This window comes from Micromonospora sp. NBC_01655, from assembly GCF_026339755.1.
Lineage (GTDB): Bacteria > Actinomycetota > Actinomycetes > Mycobacteriales > Micromonosporaceae > Micromonospora.
Window position 1 is genome coordinate 3626809 of record NZ_JAPEQF010000001.1, and the last position, 23708, is coordinate 3650516.

At 68.5% G+C, this 23708-nt stretch carries 19 protein-coding genes, 2 pseudogenes and 2 CRISPR repeat arrays; of the genes and pseudogenes, 13 read left to right on the forward strand and 8 right to left on the reverse strand.

All coding sequences use genetic code 11. From position 1 onward, the window contains the following. Nucleotides 1-54: 54 nt before the first annotated feature. On the reverse strand, nucleotides 55-903 hold the full coding sequence (locus OOK41_RS16765; RefSeq protein WP_266265874.1) for an LVIVD repeat-containing protein: 849 nt from the start codon (nucleotides 901-903) through the stop codon (nucleotides 55-57). A gap of 222 nt (nucleotides 904-1125) precedes the next feature. Further along, nucleotides 1126-1890 carry a hypothetical protein gene (locus OOK41_RS16770; protein WP_266265875.1) on the reverse strand — a complete coding sequence of 255 codons (765 nt, stop codon included), beginning with the start codon at nucleotides 1888-1890 and terminating at the stop codon, nucleotides 1126-1128. Between the two features lie 491 nt (nucleotides 1891-2381). On the opposite strand from OOK41_RS16770, the gene OOK41_RS16775 reads away from it, so the two are divergent. Further along, the gene (locus tag OOK41_RS16775; protein WP_266265876.1) at nucleotides 2382-3026 is read left to right on the forward strand and encodes a dihydrofolate reductase family protein; all 645 of its coding nucleotides are present in this window, start codon (nucleotides 2382-2384) and stop codon (nucleotides 3024-3026) included. 52 nt (nucleotides 3027-3078) lie between these two features. Beyond that, a pseudogene (locus OOK41_RS16780) lies at nucleotides 3079-3417 on the forward strand (macro domain-containing protein); the annotation flags it as partial. A 320-nt stretch (nucleotides 3418-3737) separates the two neighbouring features. Here the strand turns inward: OOK41_RS16780 and OOK41_RS16785 are convergent. The 4 genes from OOK41_RS16785 to OOK41_RS16800 are packed head-to-tail and all read right to left on the reverse strand — an operon-like array spanning nucleotide 3738 to nucleotide 5864. After that, nucleotides 3738-4940 (reverse strand): helix-turn-helix domain-containing protein, encoded by a 1203-nt coding sequence (locus OOK41_RS16785; protein WP_266265877.1) that lies wholly within the window; start codon nucleotides 4938-4940, stop codon nucleotides 3738-3740. Then, a complete protein-coding gene (locus OOK41_RS16790; RefSeq protein ID WP_266265878.1) occupies nucleotides 4927-5097 on the reverse strand; it encodes a hypothetical protein in 171 nt (56 codons plus the stop codon). Before OOK41_RS16790 ends, OOK41_RS16785 begins: the two co-directional genes overlap by 14 nt. Continuing rightward, nucleotides 5081-5428, reverse strand: a complete 348-nt coding sequence (locus OOK41_RS16795) for a hypothetical protein (protein WP_266265879.1) — start codon at nucleotides 5426-5428, stop codon at nucleotides 5081-5083. The genes OOK41_RS16790 and OOK41_RS16795 overlap by 17 nt, the downstream gene beginning before the upstream one ends. After that, nucleotides 5421-5864: a DivIVA domain-containing protein gene (locus tag OOK41_RS16800; RefSeq protein WP_266265880.1), complete on the reverse strand. Its 444-nt coding sequence runs from the start codon at nucleotides 5862-5864 to the stop codon at nucleotides 5421-5423. Before OOK41_RS16800 ends, OOK41_RS16795 begins: the two co-directional genes overlap by 8 nt. 272 nt (nucleotides 5865-6136) lie before the next feature. Here OOK41_RS16800 and OOK41_RS16805 point away from each other — a divergent pair, with 272 nt between their 5' ends. The 3 genes from OOK41_RS16805 (at nucleotide 6137) to cas2 (ending at nucleotide 8005) form a co-directional block, all read left to right on the forward strand. After that, nucleotides 6137-6922 (forward strand): GntR family transcriptional regulator, encoded by a 786-nt coding sequence (locus OOK41_RS16805; protein ID WP_128763664.1) that lies wholly within the window; start codon nucleotides 6137-6139, stop codon nucleotides 6920-6922. A gap of 9 nt (nucleotides 6923-6931) precedes the next feature. Continuing rightward, entirely contained in the window at nucleotides 6932-7579 is a 648-nt protein-coding gene (locus OOK41_RS16810; protein WP_117671795.1) for a 2'-5' RNA ligase family protein, read from the forward strand. Nucleotides 7580-7714: 135 nt separating this feature from the next. Next, the gene (gene cas2 / locus OOK41_RS16815; RefSeq protein WP_117671793.1) at nucleotides 7715-8005 is read left to right on the forward strand and encodes a CRISPR-associated endonuclease Cas2; all 291 of its coding nucleotides are present in this window, start codon (nucleotides 7715-7717) and stop codon (nucleotides 8003-8005) included. A gap of 126 nt (nucleotides 8006-8131) precedes the next feature. Next, a CRISPR array of direct repeats spans nucleotides 8132-11078; the repeat unit is 37 nt; unit sequence GCTGCGCCCGGCCCTCGCGCCGGGCGAGGATCGCAAC. A 47-nt stretch (nucleotides 11079-11125) separates the two neighbouring features. On the opposite strand, the pseudogene OOK41_RS16820 reads toward cas2, so the two are convergent. Next, nucleotides 11126-12196: pseudogene (locus tag OOK41_RS16820) on the reverse strand (IS4 family transposase); the annotation flags it as partial. Nucleotides 12197-12297: 101 nt separating this feature from the next. Here OOK41_RS16820 and OOK41_RS16825 point away from each other — a divergent pair. Both OOK41_RS16825 and OOK41_RS16830 read left to right on the forward strand, forming a co-directional pair. Continuing rightward, nucleotides 12298-13140: an IS5 family transposase gene (locus tag OOK41_RS16825; RefSeq protein WP_266262981.1), complete on the forward strand. Its 843-nt coding sequence runs from the start codon at nucleotides 12298-12300 to the stop codon at nucleotides 13138-13140. Further along, nucleotides 13137-13556 carry a hypothetical protein gene (locus OOK41_RS16830; RefSeq protein WP_266262982.1) on the forward strand — a complete coding sequence of 140 codons (420 nt, stop codon included), beginning with the start codon at nucleotides 13137-13139 and terminating at the stop codon, nucleotides 13554-13556. Before OOK41_RS16825 ends, OOK41_RS16830 begins: the two co-directional genes overlap by 4 nt. Nucleotides 13557-13574: 18 nt before the next feature. Here OOK41_RS16830 and OOK41_RS16835 read toward each other — a convergent pair whose 3' ends face one another. Next, nucleotides 13575-13850: a transposase domain-containing protein gene (locus OOK41_RS16835; RefSeq protein WP_266265881.1), complete on the reverse strand. Its 276-nt coding sequence runs from the start codon at nucleotides 13848-13850 to the stop codon at nucleotides 13575-13577. A gap of 203 nt (nucleotides 13851-14053) precedes the next feature. After that, nucleotides 14054-15434: direct repeats of the CRISPR family, unit length 37 nt; unit sequence GCTGCGCCCGGCCCTCGCGCCGGGCGAGGATCGCAAC. Nucleotides 15435-15652: 218 nt separating this feature from the next. Here OOK41_RS16835 and cas3 point away from each other — a divergent pair. The 6 genes from cas3 (at nucleotide 15653) to cas1c (ending at nucleotide 23705) form a co-directional block, all read left to right on the forward strand. Continuing rightward, a complete protein-coding gene (gene cas3, locus OOK41_RS16840; RefSeq protein ID WP_266267845.1) occupies nucleotides 15653-17911 on the forward strand; it encodes a CRISPR-associated helicase Cas3' in 2259 nt (752 codons plus the stop codon). A 720-nt stretch (nucleotides 17912-18631) separates the two neighbouring features. Continuing rightward, nucleotides 18632-19321, forward strand: a complete 690-nt coding sequence (gene cas5c / locus OOK41_RS16845) for a type I-C CRISPR-associated protein Cas5c (RefSeq protein WP_117671931.1) — start codon at nucleotides 18632-18634, stop codon at nucleotides 19319-19321. Then, nucleotides 19321-21150: a type I-C CRISPR-associated protein Cas8c/Csd1 gene (cas8c, locus tag OOK41_RS16850; protein ID WP_266265882.1), complete on the forward strand. Its 1830-nt coding sequence runs from the start codon at nucleotides 19321-19323 to the stop codon at nucleotides 21148-21150. Before cas5c ends, cas8c begins: the two co-directional genes overlap by 1 nt. Then, complete coding sequence (gene cas7c, locus OOK41_RS16855) at nucleotides 21147-22037, forward strand: type I-C CRISPR-associated protein Cas7/Csd2 (RefSeq protein ID WP_266265883.1); 891 nt, start codon at nucleotides 21147-21149, stop codon at nucleotides 22035-22037. Before cas8c ends, cas7c begins: the two co-directional genes overlap by 4 nt. Then, nucleotides 22034-22684 (forward strand): CRISPR-associated protein Cas4, encoded by a 651-nt coding sequence (gene cas4, locus OOK41_RS16860; RefSeq protein WP_266265884.1) that lies wholly within the window; start codon nucleotides 22034-22036, stop codon nucleotides 22682-22684. Before cas7c ends, cas4 begins: the two co-directional genes overlap by 4 nt. After that, nucleotides 22677-23705, forward strand: coding sequence for a type I-C CRISPR-associated endonuclease Cas1c (cas1c, locus tag OOK41_RS16865; protein WP_266265885.1), 1029 nt, complete (start codon nucleotides 22677-22679; stop codon nucleotides 23703-23705). The genes cas4 and cas1c overlap by 8 nt, the downstream gene beginning before the upstream one ends. Nucleotides 23706-23708: the final 3 nt, after the last annotated feature.

Consider the following 23708-nt stretch of genomic DNA (forward strand, 5'->3'; position numbering starts at 1 on the left):
GCGACGTCGCTTGCCACGGCGACGTAGAACTTCCTCGAAAGCAGAGGTGGCTCCTCAGCCGGTGGGAGAGAACCGGGGGAAGCCAGTCAAGGTGTCAAGTGCCCACAATTGCACCTCAGAGCGCGGAGGGTTCGGCTCATCTTTGGGTGCGGGGTCGTTGCGTTGAGCGATGAGTGCGCGTTTTCCGTCGTGATTGAGCGCGATCTCCCATCGCACGACGGAGCCGCCGGTGTCAGGGGTGATCTTCCATCCGGTCATTGGCCTCAGTTCGGTCTTGTCCCACGTGCGCAGGTCCCAGTAGGTGACGAAATTATTGTAGGTGGTCCAGTGGTGGTAGCCCACGAGTGCGGTGTTTCCGTCGCCGCTGAGGGCAACCGTGTTTGAGGAGTAGTAGTCGGCGTTGCGTATCAGCGAATACCCCTCCGGGTTGGCCGGATTCGACAGGTCGTAAACCATCACGCCGCCTTCGCCGTTGCCGGACTGGTGACTTACCAGAGCGCGTTTCGCGTCGGCACTTATGGCCACCTCGTACCAGTCGGTGGAGTATTTACCCACACCCAGGAGCATTTCTTTCCGCGCCTGGTTCGGGTTTGTGAGGTCCCAGAAATGAACGCCCTCGTCGCCGCCGGAGATGGCGTAGCGGCCGTCGTAATTCAAGGCCAGTGACGTCACCCTTTTGGCAGCCAGTCTTCGGGAAGTCGGGTTTGACGGGTCTGAGAGGTCCCAGAGAGTCAACTCTCCACGCAGGTTGGTGGTCACCGCATGTCTGCCGTCGCCGCTCAAGGCCACCTTGAGCGCCGTGCCCCCGCGATCAGGTATGAGTGCGGAAGCGCGAGGCCGCAGCGGATCGCTCAGGTCCCAGAGCGACACCGATCCGTGAGGAGGATCGGCGGCTTCTTCCACGGAACTCGTAAGGGCACGTTCGCCGTTACTGCTAATCGCGACACCGTGGACGATATTCGTGGCCTCGGACAGGAGGGTGACTCGAAAGTCCTTCGGTGGCTGGATGGTTGGCGAGTTCGCGGATCTGCTCGAGGTTTTGCCTGCCGAACAGGCTGTGCTCGTTGCGAGAAGGACTGCCGCCAAGCAGATGATTCTAGCCAGAGAGGTGCGCTGCATGTTCGGTCATCCGCCGCACGGGGAGGAAGCTGGAACCTTGGTCCAGCCGCGTTCTGAAGGTTGGTGTACCTGTTGGTAGGCGGGGCAGTCGAGCTGGCCTTTCTGGACGACCAGGGCCGTTACCCGGAACGGCTTGCCCTGATTGTTGATGACCATGGACTCGGGTTTTCCGTCAACAATGTACTCTAGTTCAAAGGTATATTCGCAGTATTGTTTGCTGGTCACGGCAGAAAGGCGAAAGGTGGCCTGCTCGCCCAGCTTCAGCGTGTATTTCCGGTTGGCAAAATAGTTGCCAGTCAACTGTGGCCGTAGATCGCCGTCGTTCATCTTTGACTCTTGTGCGAAAACGGGATCGCGGTCGAGATCGTAGCCAATCTGGACGGTTTCGGCAGATCCTTGCGGCCGGTTGTCGAAGAGTGCGCCCGTCAGTGGCTCACGGCAGTTCGGTCGGATGGCGATATTGGTCAACCGCACGTCCTTCTCGCGATTTCCTTCGAGTTCCAGCTCTACCGTGGAGACGCCAGCTTCGACGCCTCCGTACGAGCGCATGATCTCATGGGTGCTCTTCTCGTACGCACGGAAATCGTCATTGATGTCCCCGAGGGTCTGTGCACCAACCAGACCGGGAAACACCCAGGTGTTGTCGTTCTCCCTGGGAACGAGGGTGACCTTGTTGATTTTGATCGGATCGCCACCGGGAGCAGCCGACGGTGTCGGCTTTGGCTTGTCCCCTCCGAGGTCGAGCCACTGTAGGCCGGCAGCGGTTCCCACGCCGCCGACTACGGTGACCCCAACTGTGACGGCGGCCGTCAGGAGCGTTCGCGACAGCCACTTCTCCCGCGGGGTCGACTCGCCGACTTGAGTCTCCGGCCGTCGTCGGGTGGCAGACCTTTTGCCAGGCAACTACGTCACCAGCCTTGGGGAACGAAACTAAATGGGGCAACTGCTGCCGTATCATAGCTCCGAATCGTCGTTCGTGAGGGGGCGCGGGAGCGTTCGTAGGCCAGGGTGAGTTCGGCGAGGACGCCGTCGGCAGGGCGCGGACGGCCTTCGACAGGCGGCTGGCGAGGACGTTCGACGCGATGCCTTCGATCGAGTTCGTGAGCAGTTCACGGAAGTGCCGGTGGCCGCCGAACATGCGTCCCGCAGCACGACCAGGCTCCATCGGTCGCCCAGCAGTTCGACGGTCAGATTGATCGGGCACCCGGCAACCGGTTGTAAGTTGCAATCGGAAGTTGCTCATCAGGTCCCGAGGAGGAGACATGCCGCAGCTGTTGAGGGTGCAGAGCTTCTGCTTGTCGCGTGACGGGTTCGGCACCGGGGAGGGGCAGAGCCTGGAGCGGCCCTTCGGCCACGCAGACCCCAACCCCCTGTTCTCCTGGCGCGCCGCCACCGCCAGCTTCCACTACCGCACCGAACCCGGCGGCACCCGCGGCCTGGACGACTACATGACCCGCGACTACGACCACAACATCGGGGCGGAGATCATGGGTCGTAACAAGTTCGGCCCCCAGCGTGGCCCCTGGGAGAACCACGATTGGCAGGGATGGTGGGGGGACAACCCACCGTTCCACACGCCGGTCTTCGTGCTCACCCATCACGAACGCCCGTCGTTCACCCTGGCTGACACCACCTTCCATTTCCTCGATGCGCCCCCGGCCGAGGCGCTGGCACGCGCAAAGGAGGCCGCCGCCGGTCGGGACGTACGCCTCGGTGGCGGTGTCGCCACTATCCGCGAGTTCATCGAGGCCGACCTGGTCGACACGATGCACATCGCCGTCGCGCCCGTCGACTTCGGTCGAGGCGAGCGGCTGTGGGAGAGCCACACTGAACTTCTCGACCGCTTCCACCTTGAGTCAGTGCCGAGCCCCAGCGGAGTCACCCACCTGCTGTTCTGGAGACGATGACCACCGACCCGCGCGTTCCCTCGCCTCTCCTGGTGTGCCAGGATTTTGTTGTGGCAGCGCGATGGTGACCCCGGCGTTTGAACTCGACCCACCGGTTCGGTACGTCATCCACACCGTCGGGCCGATCTGGGAAGGCGGCGACCGTGGTGAGGCCGACGTCCTGGCCTCCTGCTACCGGAGGAGCCTGCAAGTCGCCGGCGAAATCGGCGCCCGGACCGTCGCCTTTCCGGCGATCGCCACCGGCGTGTACGGCTTCCCTCCCGAGCAAGCTGCCCGGATCGCCGTGGCAACGATCAAGTCCACTCCGACAAGCGTCCAACGAGTACGACTCGTCGCGTTCGACGAAGACGCCCGGGAGCAGCTACAAGCCGCGATGACAGTCACCGGCTGACCCGTCCGAATCTGCCGCAGACGAGATTTCTCGCCGCTCGGCACGGAGCACGCTCTCGTGCCGAGTTTCGCGTGGTCGCGGCACCCTACCTGTCAGGTGGGTAGTCGTTCGGGCACGGGCTCCAGCCGGTCATGGCCCCGACTGAGCGCGAAGCGTAGTGGCCGATCGCCCCCATCAGCCTGCCAGCCTGCGGCGATCGCAAGCGCTGTTCGACACCTGTGTCGGGTACTTCACCCGGACCGGGTGGCTCCCGGAGACAGTGGAGCGCTGATGCGGGCCGGGAGCGCTTGCGGATCCGGGCGGGGGAGGGCGGGCGGTGATCACCCGATCCCGAGGGCCGTGGCGAGCCGGGCGACGTCGGCCGGGACCGGTCCGCCGCGCAGCAGGTCGGTGATCAGCGTACGGGCCACCGGCCGTAACCGGACCTCGGCCGGCGCGATCCGTTCCGTGTCGACGAGCGCGCGTCCGGCCGCGAGCGGGTCACCGACCTGGAGGTACGCGCGGGCGGCGTCGAGCAGGTATGCCGCCCGGTGTTCGGCCGGCAACCGTCGCCAGTCGTCCGAGCCGACGACCTTCTCGTGCCGGGCGACGGCCTCGTCGCCGGCACCCAGGTCGACGGCGGTCGCCACCCGGGCCAGCTCGACGGCCGTGGGCCCGAAGCTGGTCCAGTGCCGGTCATGGCCGTCGCCGATCTCGTCGGCGATGCCGGCCGCCTGGTCAACCAGTTCCCGTGCGCTCCGTTCGTCGCCGCACGCGGCGGCGGCCAGGGCGGCCTGGACCAGCAGCGTCCCGTGCAGCGCCAACTCGTGCGGCGGGCTGTCGCGCGGCACCGAGGGAGCGATGCGGTGCGCGGCGGCGATCGTGGCAGTCAGGGCCAGCGGGGCGCGGTCGAGGACGCGTAGCGCCTGTCCCAGCGGCACGGTGGCCGCCGCCACCAGCAGCGGGTCGCCCGTGGAGGCGGACATGGCCCGGTCGGCAGCGAGCCAGCCGAGGTCACCCTCGCCGAGCTTCACCAGCACCGACGATGTGATGCCGTACGCCTGCACCAGCAGCTCCGCCGCGCCGTCCCCGCCGCCGCAGGCGTGGACGCGTTGGGCGTCGCCGAGCAGGTTCGGCAGTGCCCGCAGCAGTTGCGGGTAGTCGGCGTGCTGGTAGGTGAGCCAGGCGTGCACCACCCGCCGGCCCAGCTCGCCGGTGGGCGGTGCCGTTCGGCCGCCCGGTCCGGCCAGGACGGTGTCGTAGCGGGCGAGGGCGGCCCGCACCCCGTCGACGCCGTCCACGGCGGCACCGGCCGCCGCCGGCGGACGTGCGTCGCGGCCGAGCAGCGCCACCGGGTCGACGCGGAGCGCGTCGGCGAGGTCGCGGATGACGGTGAACCTGTCGAGGGCGCGGGCACCCCGCTCGACCTTGTCGACCCAGCTCTTCGACTTGCCGAGCCGGTCGGCCAGCATCTGCTGGGTCATCCGCCGCCGGACCCGTAACCGCGCGACGCGGCGTCCTATCGGCAGGTCATGGGTGGTCACGCCGCCACCGCCGGTCGGGCACCGCCCTCGTGGTGTCGTCCACCGGAACCCGGTCCGCCTCGGCCTGCTCCAACAGGCGTCGCCTCGCCGCCTCCCGCTCGGCGGCCTCGGCCCACTCGCTCCGGCTCTGCGCGGCGCCGTTATCCGTGCCGTCCATATCTCCCTGCCTTCTGGTTGTCGCCCGTGCCGGGTTGTCGACGGCCTTGATCTCCCCGGACCGGCCGATTGCGCTCCTGGTCGACCCACATCTCCAACGGCCTGCTGCACCATCCGAGAAAGCGCTCGGTGATCTCAGCGGTGCCCATGCCGCCGATCTCTTGGTGGGCGTCGCGCAGATACGAGGTCATGTAGCGGACGAGCGTCCGGACGTTGCACTGGCACAGCTCCTTGAGCTGGCGCCTGCGGGTCAGGCAGGGCCAGGGGTCGCCGCAGACGAGGCAGTTCCAGTCCGGTCTCGACGGGCCGTGGAGCGCCGGGTAGTCAGTCATCGCCCGATTCGTCTTCCGGCTGACGGTGGCAGCCTTGCCGGCGAGGGGAGTAGGGCGGCCAGATCGGCGGGCGCCTGTACTCGTTGCGGGGCCGCTGGGGCCACGGCTCGTGGGGACGCCGGCGCTCTGCTCGCAGCTCCGTCACGATGTCCCGGTGGTAGCGCGCCTCGTCCCGAGCGGTGACGACCTCCTGGTACAGGACATCCATGTCGGCCTCGACCCGACGTAGGAACCTGCCGACTGCCTCCGGGTCGAGGCCCCGCCGACCGAGCTTGGTCATCGGGAATTCTTGCCACCGGATCTCGGCCGGCGTCAGCAGGTTCCGCCTGGACTGGTAGACCGTGCCGCCCTCGCCGGCCGCCTCGCGGGTCCGATGGTCACCGGTGGAGAGTCGTTCCCCTGTGGCCCGTCCGGGCAGCTCTACCCCTGGTTCCATGTGCCTCCGTCCTGGGCTGTCGACAGCGCTGCCCTCTCCGGCCGCTGGAATGACTCGGCTCGGCGTGGCTGGTTGTTGATCGGCCCCGATGACTGGCCGCAGGTCCTGTAGACCTATATAGGACCGTAGGTCCTGGTTGGCCCGTGTGCAAGCCCTCCACCGGACATGGCTGACGGCTCCTGAAGAAGCAGCCGGTCTGCGTCAGGGGATTGGTGGACGTACAGTGAGGCGGAGGGGTTGTCCTAGAGAGGACTACCTGAGTGGGGACGGCGATGACTGACGAGTTGGGCAGCAAAGCACCGAAGTACCTTCAAATCGCGGCGAAGTTGCGACGTAGCATCCGTGACGGGGAATTGCAGGCGGGCGAGCAATTGCCAGCGGAGACGGCCCTGGCTGGACGGTTCCGGGTTAGTCCAATCACCCTGCGTAACGCTATGGGTGTCCTTCGCGCCGAGGGATTGATTGAGTCCCGCCACGGTGTAGGGACCTTTGTCCGGGAGAGCCGGCGGCTGCAACGCCTCTCTCGGCATCGCTACGGGCGCGCTCGTAGCGATCTCAAGCTACTGACAGCGCACCTGCGACACGAAATCGTGTTCGCCGGGAAGGCGCAGGTCCAGGGTGAGATTGCTGCCGCGATGGGTGTACCCGCTGGAACTGAAGTGGTAGTACGACGGCGGAATCTCCATGACGAAGAGACCGGCAGACCCGAAGAGATCGGCGCGAGCTACATCCCGATCGATCTTGCTGACGGGACGTATTTGGAAGAGCCCGAGGTGGTGCCCAAGGCTCTCTTCCTCTGCATTGAGGAACTCAGCGGCAAGCGCTACTCAACGGCCCGCGATCACTGGTTCTGTCGCCTACCCACGGCAGAGGAAGCTGCCGCGCTGGAGCTGCCGACCGGTGCACCCGTCATGCAGGTGATCCACGTGGCCAGGGCCGATGACGGAACTGTCCTGGAAGTGTCGGAGTCTGTCTGGCCGGCAGACCGGATCGTCGTCATCGACGATTACCCAATAGAGGCAGAGCCGGCTCAGCCGGATGCTCCGTCCGAAGTATGAGGAGTCGGGATGTCGCTTGTTGACCTTGCCCCGGGCCAGCACGCAGACGAAGTCCGTAACCATTGGTGGTGGCGTCCAGGGTGGCGCGTCGGCAGGCGCTTCTACGCCTTCCACATCACCTTCGAGTACCAACAACAACTCTGCGACACCGCGACGGCCTACCGAACAGCTCTGGCAGGGATGCCGAGCCTCACCCTGATCCCGGATCGATGGTTGCACCTCACCATGCAGGGTGTCGGCTTCGCCGATGAACTCGCCTTGGACGTTGTCCAGGACATCGCCGACGAAGCTCGCTCGCTGCTGGCCGCCCTTCCAGCGTTTCAGGTCGAGTTCGGACCAATCGTCGTGGCCGACGAGGCGATCTTGATGCCAGCCGAGCCCGCCGAGCGAATCCACGGGCTACGCCACCTAACCCGGCAGGCGATCGGCCGGGTCTTGGGCCCCGACGAGGTTGGTGAGGACCCGGACCGGTTTCGTCCGCATGTGAGCGTCGCCTACCTCACCGCTGGCGGGCCTGCACTGCCCTACATCGAGGCCACGAGCCGTGCGGAGATTCAGCCCACTCACGTAGCTATCAGGCAGGTTGACCTGATCGAGATGCACCGCGACCACCAGATGTACGAGTGGCGTACCGTTGCTGCCCTTCCTCTGATGTAGGCGCAGGCGGCAGAGGCGGATCCTCCAAAGGAGGTTGCCACCCTTGTCTGCGGACGGAGAGCGCGAGGATCAGCGTGGCGGCGACCATGGCCGGGTTGCCGACATCGGTGGCCACACCTGCGCGCGTATCCAGCCATGGATCTACTCGTCGCGTACGATGTCGAGACGGTCACGCCGGAGGGGCAACGTCGACTCCGTAGGGTTGCCAGGATCTGTGAGGCGTACGGGCATCGTGTGCAGGAGTCGGTGTTCGTGGTGGTCTGCCGCGAAACCGACAAGGTGCGTTTCGTGGCCGCGCTCCAGGAGGTGATCGACCCGACCCAGGACAGCGTCCGGATCTACCGTCTGCCGGCTTACGCGCTAAACGACGTCGAGCATCTCGGCAAGTCGCGGCCGGTTGACCCGCGGGGAGCGTTGGTGATCTAGGAACCCCAAGTGAACGCGGATACATCAGGGGGTTCCGAGGCGAAAAATCTGGATTAGATGAATAAATCGGACTGCTCGCGAGTCGAAAAGGCATCAACGGATTGCTATTTTTGCTGCTCGCGAACCGCTGCGCCCGGCCCTCGCGCCGGGCGAGGATCGCAACATGATGATCGCCCACCACGAGGGCGCGATCACCATGGCGCTGCGCCCGGCCCTCGCGCCGGGCGAGGATCGCAACCTCACGTCCTGGTGCTCCCTCACCGCGCGCCGCCCACGCTGCGCCCGGCCCTCGCGCCGGGCGAGGATCGCAACCGCTGGCCGAGCGGCGTAATCGGGGATGCGGGCCGGGGCTGCGCCCGGCCCTCGCGCCGGGCGAGGATCGCAACTCGGCCTGGTCGCGGTGCTCGCCCCGCTCGCGGTGGCGCTGCGCCCGGCCCTCGCGCCGGGCGAGGATCGCAACACCAAGCAGGTCGCTCTACTGCTCACGCCCCTCGTCGCTGCGCCCGGCCCTCGCGCCGGGCGAGGATCGCAACGCGGCCTTGTAGACACCACCGATGCCGCCGAACACGGCGCTGCGCCCGGCCCTCGCGCCGGGCGAGGATCGCAACACGGCCACGCCACCGGCACCGCGCAGGCCGAGGAGTTGCTGCGCCCGGCCCTCGCGCCGGGCGAGGATCGCAACGGCGAGGACCCGCTCACCATCGCCATCGGCCCCCTGGGCTGCGCCCGGCCCTCGCGCCGGGCGAGGATCGCAACGTCGCCGTAGTAGATCGTCCAGTCGACGCGGTCCTCGCTGCGCCCGGCCCTCGCGCCGGGCGAGGATCGCAACCACCTCGACGAAGGGCCGCTGAACGTGGCCTTGGCGGGCTGCGCCCGGCCCTCGCGCCGGGCGAGGATCGCAACGGTCGAGCCGGCGGGTCAGGCGGTGGCCCGGGGCGCACGCTGCGCCCGGCCCTCGCGCCGGGCGAGGATCGCAACACGGCTGGACCTCGACGGCCGGCTTCCAGCGGCCGGCTGCTGCGCCCGGCCCTCGCGCCGGGCGAGGATCGCAACATCTCGGCCGTTAGCCGCGAACTGCCTTGGCAGGTCGAGGCTGCGCCCGGCCCTCGCGCCGGGCGAGGATCGCAACCTGCCGGAGGAGCCGGGCTCCGAGGGCGGCATGCCGGCTGCGCCCGGCCCTCGCGCCTGGCGAGGATCGCAACTGGTTGCGGTTCATGTGCACCTCCGTCGCGGGTCGAACGGCTGCGCCCGGCCCTCGCGCCGGGCGAGGATCGCAACACCTTCGCGGCGGCGGCGTTGACCCTGCGGCGTAGGTCGGGCTGCGCCCGGCCCTCGCGCCGGGCGAGGATCGCAACTGATCGGCGCGACCGTTCTGGCTCCGACGGCGGCGCAGGCTGCGCCCGGCCCTCGCGCCGGGCGAGGATCGCAACTCATGCGATTTGTGCGAGCCGCCGTCGCCACCCTCCCGCTGCGCCCGGCCCTCGCGCCGGGCGAGGATCGCAACCAGTCGACGTTGTCCGGCCCCGCACGGAACGTACGGAAGCTGCGCCCGGCCCTCGCGCCGGGCGAGGATCGCAACCGGAAGTCACCGGAGCCCAACTGCTGCACGTAGTTCAGGCTGCGCCCGGCCCTCGCGCCGGGCGAGGATCGCAACACCGCGCTGGCCGCTGCAGCGATCGTGGTGTCGTCGGGCTGCGCCCGGCCCTCGCGCCGGGCGAGGATCGCAACGCCCCATCAGGCCCATACCTCGGCGTGAACTGGTAGCCGGCTGCGCCCGGCCCTCGCGCCGGGCGAGGATCGCAACCTGCCGAGCGGGTGCTGCTCGCACGCCGGGTCGACGGCTGCGCCCGGCCCTCGCGCCGGGCGAGGATCGCAACCCCCGCCATCGGACCCGATGGCCGTCGCCCGGGCGCGCTGCGCCCGGCCCTCGCGCCGGGCGAGGATCGCAACGCTGCCGGCACGTGCGCCAGCGGCTGCCCGTACGCGGCGCTGCGCCCGGCCCTCGCGCCGGGCGAGGATCGCAACTACGTCAGCAGGCGGCGTATGGCCGACCACGACGCGCTGGCTGCGCCCGGCCCTCGCGCCGGGCGAGGATCGCAACTTGACCGCGTCCTGTTGGCGCTTGTGCGCTCGCAGCTCCTTGCTGCGCCCGGCCCTCGCGCCGGGCGAGGATCGCAACGTCCACATCGGTATGCCGTCGGGAAGCGCCATCATCGAGCTGCGCCCGGCCCTCGCGCCGGGCGAGGATCGCAACACCCAGACCGATCCGGCGATGGCCGGCACCCTCGCCGGCTGCGCCCGGCCCTCGCGCCGGGCGAGGATCGCAACGCCCACGCCACCAGCAGCAGCCCACCGCCCAGCAGCGCCGCTGCGCCCGGCCCTCGCGCCGGGCGAGGATCGCAACCTGAACGACGACGCGAATCAGCGCGCCGTGACCGGGCTGCGCCCGGCCCTCGCGCCGGGCGAGGATCGCAACATGAGGGGGAGCTCCGATCCTGAGGCGGGACGGGTTAAGCTGCGCCCGGCCCTCGCGCCGGGCGAGGATCGCAACAAGGGTTTCGCCGGGCTGATGGTCCGCGAGGCCACCGGGCTGCGCCCGGCCCTCGCGCCGGGCGAGGATCGCAACGATCACTTCGCGACTGGGCGCCACCGGCAGCCGTTCGCGCTGCGCCCGGCCCTCGCGCCGGGCGAGGATCGCAACCCGCTACGCCCCGACGACAAGCGACCCGCCTTCCCCGGCTGCGCCCGGCCCTCGCGCCGGGCGAGGATCGCAACCGCAGGTCAGGTGGGCTGTTTTGCTGTCAGCGGGTGGCGGCTGCGCCCGGCCCTCGCGCCGGGCGAGGATCGCAACGCTGCGGTACTGGCCAGTTGGAAGGTGAGGCCGGCTGGCTGCGCCCGGCCCTCGCGCCGGGCGAGGATCGCAACCGTTGCGGGTCTTCTCGGCTAACGTGCTCGAACTTGAGCTGCGCCCGGCCCTCGCGCCGGGCGAGGATCGCAACCTGGCTTGGAAGAGCTCGCGGAGCCGGGTCCGGATCAGCTGCGCCCGGCCCTCGCGCCGGGCGAGGATCGCAACAGAAATCCCGACCCCCCGTTTTGACCGCTAACCGCAATGCCGCGTAGTTAGGGTTCTGGGCTGGTTGTCAATCTGGTCGCGATGGTGATGTTGATGGCGGCTTGGTGGTTGGTGCGGTCGATGTCGCCTTTGGCGCGGTGTTTGGAGATGGCTCGTTTCACGACGCGGGGGCTGATCCGGGTGCGGCGTTCGGGTAGCGGGTCGTTGAGGACCGCCCTGCCGATGGCTCCGACCAGGTCGATGGCGGTGCCGGCGATGACTCCTGCGGCGTGGATGACTTGGTCACGGGCGGTGTTGAGGGCGATGGTGAAGCTGGCCCGGTCCGGATCGGTGTCCGGGTCGCTGTCGGTGGCGGCGGTCATGGCCAGCCGCAGTGTTTGGTAGGCGGTGAGCAGGGCGTAGATCTCTTGGGCGATCCCGGCGGGGGTCCGAGCGCGCAGGACTCGGCCACCGAGAGTGGTGGACTTCAGTTCCAGGAACGCCGTTTCGATCTCCCACCTCTGGTGATAGAGGGCGACCAGGTCCAGGGCGGGGAAAGCGCGGTGGTCGGTCAGGGTCGTGAGCAGCCGGTATCGGCCGGTGTGATGCGGCTTTCCGCCGGTGGTCACGGCGATCTCGGCTTCGATGACCCGGACGGTGACGTTCCCCAGTTTGCTCAGCCATGAGCCGTCCGGGCACCGCCGGATCGTGGATAGTTTCCGGTTGTCTTTGCAGCGGATGAGGAGGTCCGCGCCGCGGGCGTAAATCTGCTCGGCCAGATCTGTGACGGCGAAGTTACGGTCGGCGAGTAGCGGCATCCCCGGTCGCAGGCAGGCGAACAGCCGCGGCGCGTAGCGGATCTCCGCGACGCCGATCGTGCCGAAGACCGCGTCGATGACGGTGCGGGAACCGCAGGCCACGACCGCGACCAGGCGCAGCAGCGGATACCCGGACCCGCCGTGGGAACCGGTCTGCCGGCCGTAGACGGCCAGGTGCGCGGGACTGTCAGGCACCGACATGGTGGTGCCGTCGATCGCGCAGACCAGCAGCCCCCGCCACCGTTCAGCGCCGGCAGCGGGCCCGGTAAGCAGAGCGAACAACGCGGCGAGGGGTTTGACGCCGATCCGGCGTCGGGCCTGAGAGGGTGGTTCGGTAGCTTTCGTCCATTGTGGGTTTGGGCCCGCGTGTGAATGTGAGCCATGGTCGTAACCGGTGGGGTTCCGGCCGCGTTGGCCTGATCATGGGTGAGCGTGCGGCGTATCCGAGTGACCTGACCGATGAGCAGTGGGCGGTGGTCGGACCGTTCCTGCAGGCGTGGAAAGACCGGCATCCGTCAGTGTCGGGACATCAGGGCCGCTACGAGCTACGGGAGATCGTGAACGCGATCTTCTACCAGAACCGGACCGGTTGTCAGTGGGCGTACCTGCCGCACGACCTGCCGCCGAAGTCCGCGACCTACTACTACTTCGCCCTGTGGCGCGATGACGGCACCGACCAGGTGATTCATGATCTGCTGCGCTGTCAGGCGCGGGAGAAGGCCGGCCGGGCGGAGGACCCGACCGCGGTGGTGTTGGACACCCAGTCGATCCGGGCCGCCAACCACGTCCCGACCGCGACGACCGGCAAGGACGCCGCGAAGAAGGTCCCGGGCCGTAAACGGGGCCTCGCGGTCGACGCCCTGGGGCTGATCATCGCGGTCGTGGTCACCGCCGCGTCGGTCACCGACAACGCGATCGGCGTGCGACTGCTGGACAACGTCATGGCGCACACCCCGACGGTGACCAAGGCGTGGGTCGACGCCGGGTTCAAAGACGACGTGCAGATCCACGGCGCGGTCAACGGTATCGACGTCGAGCAGGTCAAACGCTCTGACACCACGGCCGGGTTCGTGCCGATCGCCCGCCGGTGGGTGGTGGAGCAGACCAACGGCACGTTGATGCTGCACCGCCGGCTGGTCCGCGAGTACGAGAGCCGAACCGCCTCAGCGGTGTCACGCACCTGGTGGGCCTCGACGGCGAACCTCATCCGCCGCCTGACCGGCACCACCACCACGTCCTGGCGCGACCCGGGCCACCAACGGTGACCCAGCCGTCGCTGCTGAACCTGCTCACCGAACGCGAAACCGCCGCCGGCATCACCGTCGATCGGCTCCGCGAGCAGATCGCCTCCCTCACCGACCAGCTCACCGCGGCCGAAACCGACGTGGCCGAACTCGCCATCACCCGCAAGACGCTACTGAGCCTGGGCGGCCATCTCGACGTGGCTGCACCTGCTGACCCGACCGTCGCCAGCCCCGCCTACCAGCAGATCCTCGCCGTGTTCCACGGCGCCACCGCACCGATGCGCGCCAAGGACATCTGCCGCGCCCTCGGCACCGGCACCACCGCGAAGAACACCGAAGGGCTCCGAGCCAAGCTCAAACGCCTCGTCGCCCGCCAGATCCTCACCGAACCCGAGGCCGGCCTGTTCACTCTCGCCCCGCCGACACCGTCCGCCTAACCCCTACCAACAGGGCCTCTAGCGAACCACCAAGCCCACATCGGACATGGGCTCCCGAACCACCCTCTGAGCCAACGCCGACGATGTCGGCACGGCCACCGACAGACCGTCCAGGCCGCTGGTTAACCGGGCCCAGACCTGCCGATAGCCGCACTCGGCGAACAGCCCGGCGGCCAGCAGCAGATAGACCACCACCCGCGACGGCAGGTCCCGCACCCGGGACTGCACCGCCCCGGTCGCCTCCAGGACATCGTCGACCATCTCGAACGGCACGACCTGCGTCAACTCACCCAAATGGCCAGGCGCGAACCGGCCCGCAGCTACCTCGATCGTGCGATGAATGACAGAATGCTCGGGCAGCGGAACTCCCAGCTCGAAGGGTGTCTTGTGAGGACAACCCCTCTATAGCGGGAGTTCCGCTGCTTCCCACGCATCGACACACCCTCTTGACAACCCACCGCCACCACTAACTACGCGGCATTGCCGCTAACCGTCTAGCTGCGCCCGGCCCTCGCGCCGGGCGAGGATCGCAACCCCGCTCCCTTCGCGATACCGAGCGCGAGACCGTCGGCGCTGCGCCCGGCCCTCGCGCCGGGCGAGGATCGCAACGCCCGGCCGCAGATGCACGGCCGGCGCCCGTCCTGGTCGGCTGCGCCCGGCCCTCGCGCCGGGCGAGGATCGCAACCTTCCGGCGGCGGGTCGCTCACCCGCTGGGGTGCGAGGGGCGCTGCGCCCGGCCCTCGCGCCGGGCGAGGATCGCAACACAGAGAGGCACCACCCATGATGACCGCTCCCTACCGGGGCTGCGCCCGGCCCTCGCGCCGGGCGAGGATCGCAACGTCCGGACAATCCGCGACCCCACACCGCAGGACAGCCACGCTGCGCCCGGCCCTCGCGCCGGGCGAGGATCGCAACCCCTCTCGTCCGGCCCATCGACCGGTCAGGCAACATCGGCTGCGCCCGGCCCTCGCGCCGGGCGAGGATCGCAACCTGTCCGGCCACTCCCACTCATCGCCGGCGTAGATCGCTGCGCCCGGCCCTCGCGCCGGGCGAGGATCGCAACATCACGAACAGGTACACCGCGAACGGATCCCACATGCTGCGCCCGGCCCTCGCGCCGGGCGAGGATCGCAACGATTCCGCTGTCGAACACCCGGATTGCTGCGGCGACAAGCTGCGCCCGGCCCTCGCGCCGGGCGAGGATCGCAACATGTACTTCAACCACCGGACCCCGGCCCGGCCCGCGCTGCGCCCGGCCCTCGCGCCGGGCGAGGATCGCAACGGCCTGGACCCCGTCGACCTCGCACAGATCCTGTCGATCGCTGCGCCCGGCCCTCGCGCCGGGCGAGGATCGCAACACCGACCTGTACGGCCGGTACCGGCACGGGCAGCTCTGCTGCGCCCGGCCCTCGCGCCGGGCGAGGATCGCAACGTCAATCAGGACGGTGTGTCGACCACCGTCGGGCTCGAGCTGCGCCCGGCCCTCGCGCCGGGCGAGGATCGCAACCCGTGGGACGTCCTGCTGGGCGCTGTCGCAAAACACCTGCTGCGCCCGGCCCTCGCGCCGGGCGAGGATCGCAACGACCTCAGCGCCTTCCAGCACGCCGGGCGCGCGAACGCGCTGCGCCCGGCCCTCGCGCCGGGCGAGGATCGCAACCTCTCGGTCGGGGTGGTGCGAGGGGGCGGGGGTTGCCGCTGCGCCCGGCCCTCGCGCCGGGCGAGGATCGCAACCGCCCTGAAGTGCGGGAACCGCAACGTCAGCGAGGCTGCTGCGCCCGGCCCTCGCGCCGGGCGAGGATCGCAACCAGAGAAAGAAAGCTTCGATTCGGTGAACATGCTGCGCTGCGCCCGGCCCTCGGGCCGGGCGAGGATGGCCGACTTGCGACATTAGAAGGCGAGCCGGACCGCGCATTGGCGCAGCTCGTCAGTGCACTTCTTCGGTGCAGGCACGGTGACTCCTGCCTTCAAAGGCTGAAAATCCTCCACGTCACTCGGTGCGCTTCACCGCCGAAACCGGCAACCACCGATACCATCCGAGGCCCTGATCTCCAATCCCGAAAATTCTGCGACGTTCGTAGGGGCCGTTCTTGTCTGGTATGGGTTCTCCTTGGGCGCACAGCCCTGCTTCTGGTAGCAACCGGTGGCATTCGCTGGCCGATCATCTTCGTAGCACCGCCGAGCTGGCGCGACGATTTGCCGGCCCGTTCGGTGGGGGTGAAGTGGCGTACTGGCTTGGTGCGCTGCATGACGTGGGCAAGGCGGCCTGCGCCTGGCAGGACAAGCTCGCTGTTGTCGCGCCCACCGGCCGTCCGGTCGGCATCGACCATAAGTCACTCGGTACCCGGGTCGCTTATGAACGCGGACTCGCTGGATTCGCCGGTGCGATCTTCGGCCACCATGGTGGACTGATCGACACGCCCAGCCTCCGTGGGGCGTTCCAAGGAAAACTGGCTGCCGAACCGGGCAACATGGCGTCCGCCGAGCGGGAACTGCCGGGGCTGTTGCCGGACCTGCCGGAGCGGCTCGACCATCTCGTGCCGGCGGACTGGCGGGCGGATCCGTTGGTGGGCGAAATGGCGTTGCGGCTGTGCTACAGCGCTCTGGTCGACGCGGACAGCCTGGACACCAGCGCGCACTTTCAGGGACTGGCAAGCCCGCAGGTGCGTCCGGACGCCGACTTCGGCCACCTCTACAAGCTGTTCGAACAGCGGCGGCGCGACGAACTCGCCGGTCGCGGCGACACTCCGATAGCCGGATTGCGGGAGCAGGTCTACGCGGACTGTCTCGCGGCGGCTGAGCGCGATCGTGGAGTGTTCCGCCTCGGTGCGCCGACCGGAGCCGGGAAGACCCTCGCGAGCGGCGGGTTCGCTCTGCGGCACGCGGAGAAGCATGGCCTGCGCCGGGTAATCGTGGCGGTCCCGTTCCTCACCATCACCGAACAGAACGCCGCCGTCTACCGTCGGTTGCTCGACGAGGAGGGCGGCGAGCCGGTCGTCCTCGAACACCACAGCCAGGCCGATTTCGACGACCCGCAAGCCGGCCGGTGGGCGCGGCTTGCGGCCGAGAACTGGGACGCCCCGTTCGTCGTCACCACCTTCGTCCGGCTCTTCGAATCGTTGTACGCCCGCAAGCCGTCGGCGATGCGCCGGGTGCACCGGTTGGCCAACTCGGTGATCGTGTTGGACGAGGTGCAGGCACTGCCGCACGCCATGCTCGCGCCGATCCTCGACGGACTCCGGCTACTCGTGCGGCACTTCGGCGCGACCGTGCTGCTCTCCTCGGCGACACAGCCGAGCTTCTGGGCGCTGGACGAGTTCAAGGACGTGCCCTGCACGGACCTGATCCACGACACCCCGAAGCTGGTCAGTGATCTGCGAAGAGTGCGGTACGAGTGGCAGCTCGACCCGAAGCCAACGCTGGCCGACATCGCCGACCAGGCCGCCTCGGAACCGTCGGCACTCGTCGTGGTCAACACGACAGCGGACGCGAAGGTGGTGTACGACCGCTGGCATGATGCCGAGCCCGATGGTGTGGCCCGGCACCTATCCACCCGGATGTGCCCGGAGCACCGGCGACGGGTGCTTGAAGAGGTGCGGGCACGCCTCAGCAGGGGTGAGCGCGTCCTGCTCGTGGCCACCCAACTGATCGAGGCCGGGGTGGACGTCGACTTTCCGGTGGTGTTTCGTGCGATCGCGCCGGCCGACTCGCTGCTTCAGGCGGCCGGGCGAGCCAACCGCGAGGGGCGGATGACAGACGGTGGACGGGTGGTCGTGTTCGCGCCGGAGGACGGCGGACAGCCGCCCACGTACAAGACCCTGGTCGGCTGCACCGGGCGTCAGTTCGGACCGGACAAGGCCGACCCGGACGACCTGGAGGCGCTCGGGCGCTACTACCGCAACGTGTACGCCCTGCTCAATCTCGCTGACGCCCATCATGTCGGGCAATGTATCCAACAGGCTCGGCAGCGGTGGGAGTTCGAGACCGTTGCCGATGGGCCGATGGACGCGAGTAGCAAGCTGCGGGATCGGAAGCTGGCATTCCGGATGATCAACGATGACGGGATCAGCGTGGTGACCCCACAGGGGGCCGAGACACCTGAACTGCGGTGTGAACTGGAGCAACTGGTCGTGGAACTGCGCCAGGCACCGGTTCCGGATCCGACGAAGCTGCGGAGTCTGCAGGCGTACACGACGAACATCCACCCCAGCGTGCTTCGCCGACCCGGCGTGATCGCACTGCTGCGGCCGATCCTCGGCAACGAGGTGCGGCGGGGCGCACTGGTCGAATGGATCGGCGAGTACGACGACGCCACCGGCATCAGCCTCGACCCGAATCTGGAGCAATTCGTCGTCTGATGGCGGGTCGGGCATGTCAGGCGAGCGCGTGGGCGCCCACCTGGCGCCCTGCTCACTTCATGATTTTGTGCAGTGCTCCAGCCGTGATCAGACTGGCGAGCACGCCGAAGGGAAGGCCCTCGGCTGTGCCGACCATGATGCCGACTGCCGCGCTGAGACCCACGATGACTGCCCAGCGAAGAGGCAGAAGACTGGATCTCTGCGGTTCGCGGTCTCGGTCGAGTGGCCTGTGGGCGCGGCTCTGCCTTACTGTCATCTGGTTTCCTTCGACCTTACGGATGGCGGGGAGCTGGGCGGTCCGCTGTTGGCGCAGCGGACCGTCGCTTTTGGGGGCGAACGGTGCCGGCCCAACTCGGAGCCGGGCATGCACCCGACCAAGCTCGAGGAATCTACAACGGACGGTCACCGCCATGCAACCAAGGAAGTTCGCTATGCTGAGTGGGTTGTCAGTGTGGAACTGGCCTGCAGTGCCTTGGCGCTGAGGATCGCAACCTTGGGTGCATCACAGAAGGTGTCGGCGCCGTCCAGCATGGTCTATTTGCTAGTTGATGCTGGATGGTCTGTCGGTCGGTGATGGACAACGTCGAGCCGTTCTTGTCATACCGATCGGGCATCCTCGCACTTGGTGTGCGAGGGGCCGCTGATTTCGTGGTTCGGTGCCTTGTCGATCGTGTGTTCGATGGCTCTGATCTTGGGAGGGATTGTGCTGTGACGACCGACGTGGTCAACGGGCTGACTCTGCGGCGGAGCGCGGAGGGTGAGCTCCCAGTTGTGGTGCAGGTCAGCGGTGAGGCGGCGCTGTTCTCGCGGCCCGAGTTGAAGGTGGAGCGGGTCAGCTATCCGGTGATGACCCCGTCTGCCGCAGTGGGCGTTCTGGAATCGATCTTCTGGAAGCCGGAGATGCGGTACCAGATTGTCGCGATCGAGGTGCTCAAGCCCGTGAGGCACTTCTCGGTTCGGCGCAACGAGACCTCCGACGTCGCGCCGCTCGCCGAGGCGATCAAGGGCACCCGCCGGGTCGACACCGCCGCGCACCGCGATCAACGCAACGCCGTCTGCCTGCGCGACGTCGCGTACCGGATCCACGCCCATATCGAGTTGGCCGCACACGCGGACAAGCGGGTCGCGGCGTACCGGGACCAGCTTCGTCGCCGGGTCCGCAAGGGAGCCTGCTTCCAGCAGCCGTACCTCGGCACTCGGGAGTTCAGCGCCGATTTCGGCTGGCCGGATGACACCCGGCGCGCGGACGTCAACGAGGAGATCGGCATCATGCTGCACTCCGTCCACCGGGACGGGACATCCGCCCAGCCTCGGATGGAGTGGTTTGCCGCCCGGGTCGCCGCCGGCGTGCTCTACGTGCCCGAGCGGGGAATCGAGCTGGCGCTCCCGATGGAAGGCCAGGGGGTCTAGTGCTGCTGCAACGGCTGGTGGAGTACGCCGACACCAGCAAGGACGTCATCCCGGCGTTCTACGCCCGCAAACCAGTGCGCTGGAGCCTGGAGATCGACGGGAGCGGCGTACCCCGAGGTGGCCTTGTCGACACGGCGGACAAGGACGACCCGCACCGTAAGTTTGGCGCAACCTCGCTGGTGCCGGCGGTGACCCGGACCGCCGGGATCTCGCCTGTGCTCGCGGTCGACAACGGCGAGTACGTCTTCGGCTGGCTGTCGGAGGGGGCCAGACCGGAGCGGGTCGCGAAGCAGCACGACGCCTTCCGCGCCCTGATCACAGAGTGGGCTGCCGCCGAGCCTGACGACGTGGGCCCGGCCATCGCCGCCTTCTACCGCGGCGGGCACGCCAGCAAGCTTCAACCGCCGTCCGATTGGAGCAGGGGAGACCTGATCGGCTTCTGGGTCGACGGGGTCTACGCCGCGGACACCAGCCCGGCGCGGCGTTTCTGGGCCGAGGTGGCCGGTGACCGGAAGGGTTCGGGGCTGTCTGGCCTGTGTCTGGTCTGCGGGCAGGTGCAGCCGTTGCTCAAGACGGTGCCGCAGCTGATTCCTCGGCGGTGGGTGCCCGGCGCTACCCAGAACGCGTCGCTGGTGAGCATGAACGAGGCCGCGCACGGATACGAGCTGCAGAAGTCCCTGACCAATACCCCGATCTGCGCCGACTGCGGCCTCAAGTTCACGACCGCGCTGACCGGTCTGCTCTCCGATCCGCTACACAGCACCGCGCTGTCCGGGCAGAATGCCCGGCTCGCCTGGTGGGTGCTGGGCGGCTCGACCTTCGACCCGTGGGCGACTGTCGAGCAGTTGGACCCTGCCCAGATCCGGAACCTGATCGCCGGCCCCGCCAGCGGTACGGAAGCGACGGTTGACGACCTGTCCCGGTACTGCTCGGTGACCGTAGGTGGCAACGTCGCCCGGGTGGTCGTCCGGGACTGGGTCGAGCAGCCGATCAGTCGCGTGAAGGACAACGTCCGGGCCTGGTTCGACGACCACAGGATCGTCGACGCCTGGACCGGTGAGGTGGTGGAGGTCAAGGTCTCCCAGTTGGCCCGGGCGGCCGGGCGGTTCGAGGCCGGGCGGAACGGAGGTCCCGGGACCTGGACCAAGTTCGGTGCCTCCGGCGAACAGCGACCACCAGACCTGTTCCACGGGCTGCTCGGCGCTGCGCTGCTCAAGCGGCCACTGCCACCGAAACTGCTCAACCACGTCATCAACCGGATCCGTATCGACGGCCGGCTCGACCCGGCCCGCGCCGCGCTGATCCGGCTCGCTCTCCGCCGCCACCCGACCCTGCCCGAGCATGAACGAGAGAGGCTGACGCCGACCTTGAACGTCGAGCACAAGCAGCCGCCGGCCTACGTGTCCGGCCGCATCTTCGCCGTGATGGACGACCTGCAACGGACCGTGTTCCGGGTCGCCGACCAGAAGCTGAACACCACCTTCGCCGAACGCTACTTCGGCCGCGCTATCGACAACCCGCAGGTCGTCATCGTCTCCGGCCGCCGCAACGTGCAGGCGTGGCTCAAACGGCTGCGCGGGCCCCTCCGCCGACCGCAGTGGTCGGACGCGTACGAACGCCGACTCGACGACCTCTTTGTCCAGATCGATGCGATTCCCAGCGTCGCGGTGCTGACCGACAAGGCCCAGTTCATCCTCGGCTACCACCAGCAGCGGGCCGAGATGCGGGTCGAACGACTCGCGGCAGCCGCGAACAAGAAGAAGACCGACCTGCCCCCGGAGCCCGACGACGCGGCGCCGAACACCGACGACGAAGGAGACGACGCATGAGCGCCGCGCACCTCGACCCGACCCGCCGCCACGACGCCGTCCTGCTGTTCGACGTCAGCGACGGCAACCCCAACGGCGACCCGGACGCCGGCAACCAGCCGCGGACCGACGACGAGAGCGGACAGGGCCTGGTCACCGACGTGGCGATCAAGCGCAAGATCCGCGACACGGTGTCGCTGCTGCGGGGCGACGATCCCCGGTACGGCATCTTCGTCGAGGCCGGCCACGCCCTGAACACCCGGATCGAGGGTGCCTATGTCGCCAAGCCGCCAAAGGTCAGCAACAAGCCGACCCCGGCCGAAATCGCTGCGGCCCAGCAGTGGCTCTGCCAGCACTACTTCGACGTCCGGATGTTCGGCGCGGTCCTCAGCACCGGCAAGAGCGGCGGTGCCGGGCAGGTCCGTGGCCCGCTGCAGCTGACCTTCGCCCGCAGCATCGATCCGATCCTGCCCACCGACCACACCATCACCCGGGTCACGCAGACCCGACAGGAGGACATCGACAAGGGAGAGCGTACGGAGATCGGCTCCAAGTGGACCGTTCCGTACGGCCTCTACCGGGCGCACCTGTTCTACTCCGCGCCGCGCGCCACAAAGACCGGCGTGACCGGCGATGACCTGGCCGCCTTGTGGCAGGCCATCACCGTGATGTTCGACCACGACCGGGCCGCCACCCGGGGCGAGATGAAGCTGTGCGGGCTCTACGTGTTCAGCCACCCCGACGCCTTCGGAGTCGCCCCCTCGGCTGCCCTCACCCAACGCATCACGGTCGACCGAGTCAGCCGTGAGAAGGCGCCGCGCGCCCACACCGACTACACCCGGGACATCGACGAGTCCGGGCTGCCGGACGGTGTCGAGCTGACCAAGCTGGTCGACCTCTGGCTGTGACCGACGACCGCTCGACGGACGGCGGCACCGACCTGCGGGAGGTGCCGCTGTCCGCGCTGGAGCACTATGCCTATTGCCACCGGCAGACCGCGCTGATCCACGTTGAGGGTGTCTGGTCGGAAAGCGTCGAGACGGTACGCGGCGACCTCAGCCACACCACCGTCGACCTGCCCGGCATCCAGCGGCGCCGGGGCCTCACCGTGGTCCGGTCACTACCGGTGTGGAGCCACACCCACGGCCTCCGCGGCATCTGCGACATCGTCGAGTTCGAGAAGGGCACAGCCACACCGGTCGAGTACAAGGTCGGACGGTACAAAGCCGGCGGGCCGGCCGAGCTGCAACTCGGTGGGCAGGCACTCTGCCTGCTCGAAGCCGGCTTCGACGTGCCGACCGGCTACATCTACTCGGTTGCCGAAAGGCGCAGACACGCCGTACCCATCGACGCCGACCTGCTCGACCAGGTCGTGGCCGCGACCATGGCCGTACGCCGGCTGATGGACAACCCGGCGTTGCCGGCGGCACGCAACGACGCCCGCTGCCGGCGATGTTCCCTACGCGAGGACTGCCTGCCCGAGCTGACCGACGGCCGGCGGCAGGCCACAACCAACCTGTTGACCCCACGACCATTGGGACAGTGGCGTGACTGAGCTGCTCAACACCCTCTACGTGCAGACCCCCGGCACCAGCCTGCGCCTCGACGGTGACACCGTCCGGGTGTACCACCCCGACCAGCCCGGCCGCCGGCTGCTGCCGCTCGTCAGGCTCGACCACCTTGTCCTGTTCGGCGGTGTGACACCCAGCGACGATCTACTGCTGCGGTGCGCCGACGACGGACGCTCGGTCAGCTGGCTCACCGGCAGCGGGCGGTTCCGGGCCGGCCTGGTCGGCCCCACTCACGGCAATCCGCTGCTCCGCCAAGCCCAGCACCGGGCCGCTGACTCGCCGGACCGGCAGTTGCCGATCGCGATCGCCATCGTCGCCGGCAAGATCCACAACGCGCGGCAAGTGTTGCTACGCACCGCCCGGGACACCAAGGGACACCGGCAGACCGCGCTGCGGGCGAGCGCCGAACTGCTGGCCGGGCGGCTTGAACTGCTCGCCACCGCAGCCAGCACCAACGAGGTGCTCGGCGTCGAAGGCATCGCCGCACGCGACTACTTCGCCGCCGTGCCATACCTGCTCGGTGAAAGCAAGGACTGGAAGGCGTCCGGGCGCAACAAGCGACCGCCCACCGATCCGCTGAACTGCCTGCTCTCCTTCCTGTACGGCATGCTGCGCGTCGCTGTCCAGGGCGCACTCGACCAAGTCGGACTCGACCCGTACATCGGCTTCCTGCACGCCGTCCGGCCAGGTAAGCCCGCTCTCGCCCTGGACTTGATGGAAGAGTTCCGGCCGCTACTGGCCGACCGGCTCGCGCTCACCATGCTCAACAGGCGAGAGCTGACACCGACCGATTTTGAGGAACTGCCAAACGGGGCGTACCGGCTCACAGACAGTGGACGAAAGACCGTGCTGGGTGCCTGGCAGCAGAGCCGGCAACGCGAATGGCCACACACGCAGCTCGGCCGGCAGGTGCCCGCCGCGCTGCTGCCACTCGTGCAGGCCCGGCTGGTCGCACGTCACCTCCGCGGAGACACGGCCGCGTACCAGCCATGGATGGTGAACTGAGCC